The organism is Actinospica acidithermotolerans, assembly GCF_018139625.1.
GTDB classification, from domain to species: domain Bacteria; phylum Actinomycetota; class Actinomycetes; order Streptomycetales; family Catenulisporaceae; genus Actinospica; species Actinospica acidithermotolerans.
In genome coordinates this window covers 1-426 of record NZ_JAGSOH010000371.1, presented here as the reverse complement: position 1 = coordinate 426, position 426 = coordinate 1, and the positions used below count along the sequence as shown (strand labels likewise).

Genomic DNA, 426 nt, shown 5'->3' with positions numbered 1-426 from the left:
GCACTGTCGCCCGAGGTGGCGGGCTCGGCGGAGGGGGCGGCCGTGTGCTCCTCCCGGGCAGCCTCGTTCGAGGCGGAGCCGTCGCCCGAGGTGGCGGGCTCACTGGAGGTGGCGGCCGCGTGCTCTTCCCGGCCGGCGATCCCCGGCTCGCCGGCAGCTGCGGAATCGCCTGATTTGGCCGCGTCGCCCGAGGTGGCGGCGTTGACCGCGCGCGCGGCGGGATCCGAATCGGGCGGGATGGTCGTCATCGTGAGCTCCCTGCTCCGTGGGGACCAAGGTCAGATTTCGACGCTACGGCGCACGGGCCGAGGCTGGCTCACCTGAAAGGGGTGATCCGGACGCGGCCGCCCGCCGGCCCGCTCGGCCCGCTCGGGCTCTGTGCCTCGGTACGGGTCGGAGGACTGGCCTCAGGGGGCGGTGCGGTCC

1 pseudogene is annotated in these 426 nt (G+C 75.1%); it reads right to left on the bottom strand.

Annotated elements, in window-relative coordinates:
- Positions 1-248 (bottom strand): annotated as a pseudogene (locus tag KDK95_RS35140) (hypothetical protein); the annotation flags it as partial.
- Between the last annotated feature and the right edge of the window lie 178 nt (positions 249-426).